This window comes from Streptomyces sp. NPDC048650 (genome assembly GCF_043199095.1).
Classification (GTDB): Bacteria; Actinomycetota; Actinomycetes; order Streptomycetales; family Streptomycetaceae; genus Streptomyces.
On record NZ_JBICVM010000013.1, the window covers coordinates 197,945 to 207,980 of the forward strand.

Sequence of the window (10,036 nt, forward strand, 5' to 3'; positions counted from 1 at the left end):
TCGGTTGTGGGGAACCCGGTAGGTGGAGCGTCCGGGTCGGGCGTCAGCCCTCGTGCACGGTGATCGCCCCGGACGGGCACAGGGCACCCGCGATCCGGGCCGTGGCCTCTTCGTCGGCGCCGGGCTCGGCGAGCTGAGTGACGATTCCGTCCTCGTCCTGGTCGAAGACCCGCGGCGCGGACAGCGCGCACTGGCCCGCGCCCACACAGCGCTCCGCGTCGATGGTGATACGCATGCCGATGTCTCTCCTGCAGGGAATGGGGCCCGCCGGGCGGCCGTGGCACGCCGGGCGGGGCGGGAATTTCCGCCAACGGGAAGGTGCCTACCAGCGAACGGGGAGCTGTTCCAGGCCGTAGAGCACGCCGTCGTACTTGATGCTCAAACCGTCGGTGGGGACGTCCAGTCGGATGTCGGGGATGCGCTCGAAGAGCTTCCGGTAGGCGATCTCCATCTCGACGCGCACCAGGTTCTGCCCCAGGCACTGATGGATTCCGTAGCCGAATGCGACGTGGTGGCGGGCGCTCCTGGAGGGGTCGAACATGTGGGGGCAGTCGAAGGCGCTCGCGTCGTGGTTGGCCGCGGCGACGAGGGGCACGATGCCCTCCCCCGCCTTGATGAGCTGCCCGGCGATTTCCACGTCCTCGACGGCCACCCGCAGGGACACGATGTCGGCGACCGAGTGGAAGCGCAGCGTCTCCTCCACGGCCCGGTCGTCACCGATCCACTGAGGGTTGTTCAGGAGGGTGACCACGCCGAGCGCGATGTTGTTGGCCGTGGTCTCGTGGCCGGCGATGAGCAGGAGCATCAGCACACCCGACAGCTCGTGCGGAGCGATCGAACCGGCGGCCAGCAGTCGGCTGATGAGGTCGTCGCCGGGCCATTTCACCTTGATGTCCACGAGGCGCTTGATGTAGCGCAGCAGTTCCTTGACGGCGGCCTCGCGCTGCTGGTCGGTCGAGGCGCGGAGGGAGACCAGGGTACGGGTCCTGGACTCGAAGAAGTCGCGGTCGGAGGGCGGCACACCGAGCAGCGACGAGATCACCAGGGAGGGGACGGGCAGCGCGTAGTCCGCGACGAGGTCGGCGGAGTTGCCCGCAGCCAGCATGGCGTCGAGGCGCTCCTCGACCGTACGCTCGATCGCCGGGCGCAACCCCCGGATGCGCCGGACGGTGAATTCGGGGATGAGGGCCTTGCGGAACCGGTCGTGCTCGGGCGAGTCCAGCCCCACGAACCAGCCTGGGATCTGCTCCTGTGTGGGCACGCCCACCGTCCCGACGTTGGGGAATCCCTTGTGCGAGGGATTGGAGCTGATCCTCCGGTCGGTCAGTACGGCGCGTACGTCCTCGTACCGGGTGACCAGCCACGCACGGGCGCCGTTGGGCAGGCGGGAAAGGACCAGCCCCTCATGGTCGCGGTAGTCGGCGTAGTCGGGCGGTGGGAAGGGCACGCCGGGTTTGCGTACGGGGAAGTCGACCGTCATCGGGTCCGATTGCGTCATGCGGGGTTCCTCTCTCGGACGGTGCCGCTCAGCTGACGCCGTAGAATGCGCGGATTCTGCCGACGATGAAGTCCTGGTCGGCGGCGGTCAGGTCGCTGTGCGTGGGGAGATACAGCCCGTCCTCGGCGAATTCACTGGCCTTGAGCGAGGGCCAGTCGGGGTGGAAATACATGGGCTGCCGGCTCATCGGTTTGAAGAAGAGCCGGGTCTCGATGGAATGCCCGGCCAGGAACGCCTGCAGCTCCGTCCGACGCTCGGCCCGGAGGTCGTACATCCACAGCACATCCCTCGGCGGCATCAGCGTGATGCCGGGGACGTCGGCCAGCCCCTCGTCGTAGCGCTTCTCGATCCGGCGTCGGGTTTCGAGAATTTCGTCGAGCCGCTCGGTCTGCGCCAGCGCGACGGCGGCCTGCATGGCCGTCATGCGGTAGTTGTACGCCACCTTCTTGTGCAGGAAGCTGTGGTCCTTGGTGAAGGCCATGGCCCGAAGATGCGCCAACTGCCCTGCCAGCTTGGGGTCATCGGTGAGACAGATGCCCCCCTCACCCGCCGTAATGATCTTGTTGGCGAACAGCGAATAGCAGGCGATGTCCGCCACCGGCCGGACGCCATGGGCCTCGGCGCTGTCCTCCACGACCTTCAGGTTGTACTGGAACGCGATACCCATGATCGCATCCATATCGCAACGCCGCCCGTAGATATGGACGGGCATGATGACCTTCGTCCGCGACGTGATCTTCTCTTCGATGCGGGAGACATCGATGTTGAGGTCGTCCCCGCAGTCGACGAACACCGGCGTCGCACCGGTGTACGTGACCGCCCACGCGGTGGCCACCATCGTGAACTCGGGAACGATCACCTCGTCCCCCGGTCCGACTCCGAGAGCACGAAGCGCCAATGTCAGCGCGGCCGTCCCGGACGAACAGGCCACACCGTGTGCGACCAGGTTGTAATCCGCGAAGGCCCGCTCGAATCGCTGGACCATCGGCCCCTGCGACGATATCCAGCCGTCCTCGACGGTAGCGGTCAGGTACTCCAGTTCTTTTCCGGCCAGCGCAGGCCGGGACACGGGATATTTGATGGACATCGGCTACCTCATCCTCCTCGAACGTCATATGTCTCATACGTACTCACGAGCTCTCCCGCCCCTACGCCTTCGCCAGGGCCGGCAACCCAAGAATCAGATCGGCAGCGACCTCGCGCCCGCCCGCCGCCCGCTGCAGGGCGCCGAGCCGCTCCGCCTTCTCATGGAAGGAGGAGGTCTCCAGCACCCGGTTCAGCTTGTCGACCACATCGTCGACATCGATGGTCCGCGGCCGATCGAGAGTCAGACTGATCCCGAAATCCCTGCCGCGCACCGCCTGGTCGTAGCAGTCCACCCACAACGGCCGTACCACCAGCGGCTTTCCGAAATACACGCCCTCGTTGTAGCCATTGCCACCGGCGTGCGTGAAGAACACCTTCACCTTCGGGTGGGCGAGCACGTCCAGCTGCGAGGGAACCCAGCTCTCGATCCGCAGATTGCCCGGCAGCGACTCCTTCGGCGGCAGCAGCTTCTGCTGCTCCGAAGGCAGCTTCCACAACACCTGATGCCGGCCCTCTAGGCGCCGGGCCACCTCCACCATCGAACCGACCTGAGCCTGCGTCAGCCGAGTGATCGTCCCGAACCCCGCGTAGACCACCGATGACTGGGCATCCAGCCAGGCCGAAAGCTCCTTGTCGTCCGGTGCCTCCGGCAGCGGCGGCACCATCGCCCCGACCAACCGCATCTTCTCCGGAATCTCCAGGGGATAATCCAGCTGGGCAATCGAGTTGCACAGCACCAGCTCGGCCTTCTCGATCCGCGCCATCGGACTCATCAGCCCCAGCCCGAGCGCCTTGCGCCGGCGCGTGTCCTCCGCCACGACCTTTCTCATCGTCGGCGAAAGGAACAGCCCCAGGGTCCGCCACTTGAACAACTGATTCATGACCTGCTGCACCGGCGACATCCGGCGCGGCAGTCCGGTGTGCGGTACGGGGAAGTCCCACGGCACATAACGCTTCCCGAACGGCGTGAACGCCGTCAGTACATTGCTCGGCGAGAACGGCACGCTCAGCACAAACGGAATCTTCCGCGCAATGGCCAGCTCAATCGCAAACCCACTGATGCAGTCGATGACCATCAGCGCCGGCCGCACCTCGTCGACAATGGCCGCGAGCTTCTGGAACTTCGCCTTCTGCGCAGCGGGCACGAACGACTGCTTGATCACCGCGCGATGCGCCTTGAACCGCGACGACTGGGTGATCTCCCGATAGACCTCATCGCCCCACGTCACCGCCGACAGCTCGGAAACGACCTCCCCCAGCGAGCCGAACTCCACCGGAGACCCCACCGAGATCCTCTTCACGTCCTCGCGCCGCGGCTCGTCGGTGGCGAACCAGAGATCCGGCACCTTCTGGCGGGAGAGCTCCTCGGCGAGTACGAGCAGCGGATTGGCCAGCCCGCTCTCCGGAAGACTGACGAAGAGGATCGGCCGTCGGGCGGATTCCATGGATTCCCTTTCAGCGATGACAGACGGGGTTCGGCACACACGCACGCCCCTGTGCGGATCGACGGACCGCACCCCTCTTTTGATCTCACGCCACCCACCGGAAAATCCTTAGACCCCGTGCGATGGCTTTCGAGCAGGAACGAACGGCGGAAACAGCGAGCCGTCACTGGAGCACTGCTACGCGGACTTGACGTCCTCCGTGATGATCCGCTCGATATTGCGCTCGGCCAGGGCCGTGATGGTGACAAAGGGATTGACGCCGATGGAGCCCGGGATCAGCGCGCCGTCGGTGACGTAGAGGTTCCGGTAGCCGGCCACGCGTCCGTAGAAGTCGGTGGCCTTGCCCAGGACGCAGCCACCGAGCGGGTGATAGCTGAAGTCGTCGGAGAAGTTCTTCAGTTGCGGACCGAACAGGTCGTAGCGGTACATCGTCGTGTTGGCCTTGTTGATCCGGTCGAAGAGCGACTTCGCGGCGTCGACCGCGGGCGTGTTCTGGTCCCGGGTCCAGCGCAGCGCCGCGCGATCGGTGGCCTTGTCGTAGACGAAGGTGCCGCGCTCGGGGTTCTTGGTGATCGCCAGATAGAGACTGACCCAGGTCTCCAACCCGGCGGGCATCGGGGCGATTTCGGCGAAGACGGGGGCGGCGGGGTTGTCCCAGTCATCGATGCCCAGGGCGGGGATCGAGGACTGGTGCGCCCCGGTGGGGTTCCAGACGTGGTTGGCCCGGCCGGTCATGATGTTGCCGTTGGGGCCCCAGCCCGCGCCGACCTCGGAGTTGAGGTCGGGCAGTGCGCCGGTGTCGCGGGCCCGGACCAGCAGCTCCGTCGAGCCGAGACTGCCGGCGCCGAGGAACAGGTGTCGGCAGGCGATCTCCTTTCGGGCGACGAGCTTGCCGCCTGCGTCGCGCTGCTCCACGGACAGCACATAGCTGCCGTCGGGCTGCTGACGGATCGCCTTGACCTGGTGCAGGGTCTCGATGGTGACCTTGCCGGTGCCGAGCGCGGCGGCCAAGTAGGTCTTGTCCAGGCTCTGTTTGCCGTGGTTGTTGCCGTAGATGACCTCGCCCGCCAGTGCGGACTTGGGTGCCTCACCGGCCGCCTCGCGCCGCATGTGGCCGAAGTCGTAGACGTTGGGGACGAAGGTGGTGCTCAGGCCCGCCTTGCCCGCCTGTTCGCGCGAAACGCGCGCGAACTTGTACCACTCCGCCTTCTCGAACCAGCCCTTGTCCATGTGGTTCACCTTGAGCATGGAGTTGGCGCGCGGGAAGTACCGGTCGTACATCTCGGCGGCGTCCACCCGCGGGAGGACCTCCTCGAAGTACGAGCGCTTCGGCACGACGGCCATGCCGCCGTTGACCAGCGAGCCGCCACCCACCCCCCGCCCCACGTACACCGACATCTGGTCGAAGTGCACCCTGTCCAGCACGCCCGCGTACGGGTCGATGTCCCGGTTGATCACGTCCAGCCACAGGAACGAGCCCAGCGGGGCCTCGGTGCGCGACGTGAACCAGCTGGAGCGGCGGTCGGGCTCGAGCATTCCGCAGAAGACATTGCCGTCGTCGGCGGGCTTGTTCCACAGCTGTCCCATTTCGAGCATGAGGGTGGGAATTCCGGCCTCGCCGAGCCGCAGCGCGGAGACCGCGGCGCCATAGCCGGTGCCGATCACCACCGCCGGTACGAACGAGCCGCTGCCGGCCCGCGGGCTGCGCTTGTCGGCGGCGGCGGCGCGCGGCGCGACGGAAATCGTGGTCATACCGGCGGCCGCGGCCCCGCCGAGGGCGGCCAGTCCGAGCATACGGCGCCGTGTCAGATGCTGGTTCTGCTGATTGTCGAACATGCTGGTGGTACCCGACCTTCGCCGTCAGAATGCTTCCCCGCAGGGCTGTTCCACGGCGCTGTCCCGGTGGGGATCGCGGGCCTGTTCCCTGGGCCCGAACCGCCGCGCGCCACCATCCTGACCGGGAAAGACTGGGGGAAATGCCAGAGGTGCGGCGGTCGTTGACCGCCCGGAGTTCGACGGCCCCTCCCCCGTACGACCCGTCCCCCGTACGGCCTGTCCTCCCGTACGGCGCGGTGGCCCGGCCGGTTCGATGCCTTCCCGGCCTGGCGCGGCCCGCCCCGCCAACTCTAGTTAATTCCAGGCTATTTCCGGCCGTATGGTCCCGCCATGGACTCCCCTTCCCCGGCGGCGGTGCTGGCCGCCCGCCGCATCGCCGTGTCGTTCATGGCCGCCGTATCGGCAGTGGGGGTCACCGCGCCCCTCGCCTCGGCCGAGCCCGTCGGCGTGCCCGTCGGAGCGGGCCGGCACACGCCGCAGGCACCGCTTGCCGTGCCCAGGATTCCGTTCACCGACGCCACCGTGACCCGGCAGAGGGACGGCTCGTTCGCCGTCTCCTGGAAGGCGCCCGGCGTCGGCTCGGTGACCGTCTACGTCGGCGACAAGGCCGTGGCGCACGGCGGGGCCGAGGCTGCCGTCACCGTACGCGGACTGCCCGCCGCCGACCGCCAGTGGTTCCGCCTCGCCCCCGACCGGGGCGACCCGCTCACCGTCGCCGACCGCTCGCTGCACTTGGAGGGCACCGCCAACTTCCGCGACGCGGGCGGCTATCGCACCGCCGACGGCCGATGGGTGAAGATGGGCGTGCTGTACCGCTCCAACAGCCTGCACACGCTCACCGACGCCGACCTGGCCACGCTCCAGCGGCTGAGCATCCGTACGGACTTCGACCTGCGCAGTCCGAACGAGCGCGCCGTGGCCCCGGACCGCGTGCCCGCGGGCGCGCGCTACGTCGTCGCCAGTGTCCACGGCGGCCATGACACGACCGGATTGCCCGCCACGGCCGGGGCGTCCGAGCAGAGGATGGTCGCCTCCTACCGGCGGCTCGTCTCCGAGCCCTCTGCGATCGACGCCTATCGTTCGCTGTTCCGCCTTGCCGACGACCCCGGTTCCTACCCGCTGGCCTACCACGGCGAGGGCGGCAAGGACCGTACGGGCTGGGCCGGCGCCGCCCTGCTCACGGCCCTGGGTGTGGACCGCGGCACGGTCATGCGGGACTACCTGGCCAGCAACGACCACCTCGCCGCGCACCATGCCGCCACCCTCGCCGAGCAGACCCCCGGGACGGCCGCCCGCCTCAAGCCGGCTCTGGACGCCAGGGCCGAGTACCTGAACACGGCCTTCGACGAGGTCACGGCCCGCTTCGGCACCTTCGACGCCTATCTGCGGGACGGGCTGGGCCTGAGCGAGCGGGTACTGGAGCGGCTGCGGGGGGCGCTCCTCACCGGCTGACCGATGCCCGATGCCCGATGTGGGGACGTGCCGTGATGCACTGGTCAGGCAACTGGTACGAAGGAGGTGATCGCGTCGACGAGGTCGGCCGGAGCTTCCAGCGGGATCAGGTGACCCGTGTTCGGGATCACCATGAAGTCGGCTCCGCAGAGGTAGGGCACCAGGTTGTCGCGGAGTACGTCGACGGGCTCGACGCGGTCCTCCTCTCCGGCGACGACGAGTGCAGGCACGCTGATCATGCGGGTGTGGTCGGTGATGTCCTCCGCGATGCCGCGCAGCGGCCACTCCGTGCGGGCGGCGTCGGCGCTGGAGCGTGAGTCGGCCGCAATCTGCGCCTTGACCGATTCGGGCAGCTCGATCGCGGTGAGAATGTTGTCCCGTGCGCCGGCGACGGACTCGTCGGAGTCGTAGGCGTGGGAGAGGGCTTCCCGGTACTCGGGAGTGATCTCCGTGGCGGGCTTCGCCGGACCGGAACCGACGAGGATGAGTCCTCGGAGGCCCGCGGGCCGGGTCGCTGCGATCAGCTGTGCGACCTTGCCGCCCATGGAATGTCCGACGAGGACGTAGTCGGTGATGCTCGCGTCGGCGATCACGGCGAGCGTGTCGTCCGCGAGCCGGCGGAGTGTGGAGGGGCCGGACAGGCTGCTTGAGCGGCTCCACCCGCGGAAATCGACAGTGAGGACGTGGCGACCTACGAGGCGGTCGACGACGAGGTCCCAGGTGCGGGCGGAACGACCCCAGTAGTGCAGGAACACCAGTGTCGGCCCGGTCCCCGGCCGATGGTCGTCAACGGGCAGTGGCGGCCGCTGTGTCGTGTTCATCGCGATTCCCTCGATAGTGCTCTGCGCGGGGTTTCCGCGTACCGATTGAATCTCTGCGGCTCTTCCCGGGGCATCGGCGCGACTGGTCGCCCGATGGTGGAAACTGGACAGGTGACCGCGATCCGGCAGATGACCTACCAGCCCGTCGGGCGCGGTGCCGCCGCAGTCGAGACGATGACGTTCGGCCGCCTTCGCGAGCTGAACGACGGCGGCACGCAACGCGCCGACTTCCACGTCCTCGCCATCGTCGATGCCGGGCACGGGGCCGTCACGGTGGACTTCTCCCTGCACCCGCTCCGGGAGCGGTCCGCAGTGTGGGTCGCTCCCGGCGCGGTGCACCGATGGGATGACATCGCCGGTGTGGCAGGGCACGTCGTGCTGTTCGTCTCGACCGCGCCGGTCACCCACACCACCCGAGAGCTCGTCGCGTCCCCGGACGTGATGGCGCAGTGGAACATTCCCGAGGTCGACTGGCCGCTCGTCGACGCCGCGCGGAACCATCTCCTGCTCGAGGCGTGTGCTCCGCCCGCAGACACTGCGACGGAGCTGCCCGAGATCCTGCTCTCCGCGCTCATCGCCCGGCTCCAACCGCCGCACGGCGAAGCGTCGTCGATGAATCCGACGTTCCGGCTGTTCCGGTCCAGCGTCGAAGCGCACTTTCGGGAACATCACGACGCCGGTCACTACGCCCGGGCTCTGGGATATGCGCCCCGCACCCTCTCAAGAGCGGTGCAGCAGGCCACCGGCCGCACTGCGAAGGCGTACATCGTCGATCGGATCGTCCTGGAAGCCAAACGGCTCCTCGCGCACGAGCGTCTCACCGCGGCCGGCTGTGCCAGCGCGCTCGGTTTCCCGGACGCGTCCAACTTCTCGGTGTTCTTCCGGAGGGTGACAGGCATGCGTCCCGGCGCGTGGCAGACGACGGTGGCCGGCGAGTGAGGTTGCCTCCCTCAGCACTGTGCACCGCCGAATGGCACGACGGCGCACAGTGGTGGTTTTCTCATCAGCCCACCGGTGAGGGAGTTACCGAGCCGGGCCGCTTTCCCGGGTCAGGACAGGCCGAGTTCGTTGTCGAGGAGGTCGAAGACCTCGTCGTCGGAGGCGGATGCGAAGTCGAAGTCCTCCTCGGACGCGGAGCCGTCGTGCCCGGCTGCCGCTGCCGTGTCCCGCAGGCCGTTCCACTTCGCCCTGAGGACTTCCAGTCGGCCGGCTATCTGCTCGTGAATCTCCTCCGTGATGTCGAGGCCGCCGAAGGTCTTTTCCAGCCTGTCGAGTTCGCCCAGGAGTACCTCCGCACCGAAGGACGGCTCGGGTGCGATCCGGGCATGGAGGAGGTCGACGAGTTCCGCCGGCGTCGGGTGGTCGAAGAGCAGCGTCGCCGGCAGGCGGATTCCGGTGAGGGCGCTCAGTCGGTTGCGTAGTTCGACCGCGGTGAGGGAGTCGAAACCGAGGTCCAGGAAGGCACGGTCCTGGTCGATCTCCGTGGCTCCGGCGTGTCCGAGGACCACTGCGACCTGGCCGCGCACGGCGTCCAGTACGACCTCTCGTCCCTCTGCCGCCGACAGGCCGCTCAGGCGCTGGGCGAAGCCGGCCGCGGCGTCGCCGTTCGCCGTGGCCGCCGCCGTGCGTCGGCCCGGGGTACGGATCAGGCCGCGCAGCAGCGGCTGGGGCTCGCCTTGGGCACGTAGTGCCGCGAGGTCCAGGCGGACGGGCAGCGTCATCGGCTCGGAGACACCGAGCGCGGCGTCGAAGAGGGCGAGGCCCTCCTCGGTGCTCAGCGGCGGCATGCCCGAGCGGGCGATGCGCTGGAGGTCGGCGTCGGTGAGGGTGCCGGTCATGCCGCTGACCTGGGACCAAGGACCCCACGCCATCGACGTACCCGGAAGCCCCAAAGCCCT

General features: G+C 68.2%; 9 protein-coding genes. 2 read left to right on the forward strand and 7 right to left on the reverse strand.

Going from position 1 to position 10,036, the window contains the following annotated elements; translation table 11 throughout:
* Window positions 1–43: 43 nt before the first annotated feature.
* The 5 genes from ACGFML_RS30380 to ACGFML_RS30400 all read right to left on the reverse strand — a co-directional run bounded on the left by ACGFML_RS30380 (window position 44) and on the right by ACGFML_RS30400 (window position 5,865).
* Window positions 44–235, reverse strand: coding sequence for a ferredoxin (locus tag ACGFML_RS30380; protein ID WP_393548817.1), 192 nt, complete (start codon window positions 233–235; stop codon window positions 44–46).
* Between the two features lie 87 nt (window positions 236–322).
* Window positions 323–1,498, reverse strand: a complete 1,176-nt coding sequence (locus ACGFML_RS30385; protein WP_393548818.1) for a cytochrome P450 — start codon at window positions 1,496–1,498, stop codon at window positions 323–325.
* Window positions 1,499–1,526: 28 nt separating this feature from the next.
* Window positions 1,527–2,585, reverse strand: a complete 1,059-nt coding sequence (locus tag ACGFML_RS30390) for a DegT/DnrJ/EryC1/StrS family aminotransferase (RefSeq protein ID WP_393548819.1) — start codon at window positions 2,583–2,585, stop codon at window positions 1,527–1,529.
* A 61-nt stretch (window positions 2,586–2,646) separates the two neighbouring features.
* Complete coding sequence (locus ACGFML_RS30395; RefSeq protein ID WP_393548820.1) at window positions 2,647–4,029, reverse strand: glycosyltransferase; 1,383 nt, start codon at window positions 4,027–4,029, stop codon at window positions 2,647–2,649.
* Window positions 4,030–4,206: 177 nt separating this feature from the next.
* Window positions 4,207–5,865, reverse strand: coding sequence for a GMC oxidoreductase (locus tag ACGFML_RS30400; RefSeq protein ID WP_393548821.1), 1,659 nt, complete (start codon window positions 5,863–5,865; stop codon window positions 4,207–4,209).
* 330 nt (window positions 5,866–6,195) lie between these two features.
* Between ACGFML_RS30400 and ACGFML_RS30405 the strand changes: the two genes are divergently transcribed.
* On the forward strand, window positions 6,196–7,317 hold the full coding sequence (locus ACGFML_RS30405; protein WP_393548822.1) for a tyrosine-protein phosphatase: 1,122 nt from the start codon (window positions 6,196–6,198) through the stop codon (window positions 7,315–7,317).
* 44 nt (window positions 7,318–7,361) lie between these two features.
* Here ACGFML_RS30405 and ACGFML_RS30410 read toward each other — a convergent pair whose 3' ends face one another.
* Window positions 7,362–8,138: an alpha/beta fold hydrolase gene (locus tag ACGFML_RS30410; protein ID WP_393548823.1), complete on the reverse strand. Its 777-nt coding sequence runs from the start codon at window positions 8,136–8,138 to the stop codon at window positions 7,362–7,364.
* A 111-nt stretch (window positions 8,139–8,249) separates the two neighbouring features.
* Here ACGFML_RS30410 and ACGFML_RS30415 point away from each other — a divergent pair, with 111 nt between their 5' ends.
* Entirely contained in the window at window positions 8,250–9,077 is an 828-nt protein-coding gene (locus ACGFML_RS30415; RefSeq protein ID WP_393548832.1) for a helix-turn-helix domain-containing protein, read from the forward strand.
* 110 nt (window positions 9,078–9,187) lie between these two features.
* Here the strand turns inward: ACGFML_RS30415 and ACGFML_RS30420 are convergent.
* On the reverse strand, window positions 9,188–10,036 hold an 849-nt coding region (locus ACGFML_RS30420), incomplete at its 5' end, for a phosphopantetheine-binding protein (RefSeq protein WP_393548824.1).

Coding starts and splice junctions, on each gene's coding strand:
- ACGFML_RS30390 (WP_393548819.1), bottom strand. CDS start 2,585: ATGTCCATCAAATATCCCGTGTCCCGGCCTGCGCTGGCCGGAAAAGAA.
- ACGFML_RS30395 (WP_393548820.1), bottom strand. CDS start 4,029: ATGGAATCCGCCCGACGGCCGATCCTCTTCGTCAGTCTTCCGGAGAGC.
- ACGFML_RS30400 (WP_393548821.1), bottom strand. CDS start 5,865: ATGTTCGACAATCAGCAGAACCAGCATCTGACACGGCGCCGTATGCTC.
- ACGFML_RS30380 (WP_393548817.1), bottom strand. CDS start 235: ATGCGTATCACCATCGACGCGGAGCGCTGTGTGGGCGCGGGCCAGTGC.
- ACGFML_RS30385 (WP_393548818.1), bottom strand. CDS start 1,498: ATGACGCAATCGGACCCGATGACGGTCGACTTCCCCGTACGCAAACCC.
- ACGFML_RS30410 (WP_393548823.1), bottom strand. CDS start 8,138: ATGAACACGACACAGCGGCCGCCACTGCCCGTTGACGACCATCGGCCG.
- ACGFML_RS30405 (WP_393548822.1), top strand. CDS start 6,196: ATGGACTCCCCTTCCCCGGCGGCGGTGCTGGCCGCCCGCCGCATCGCC.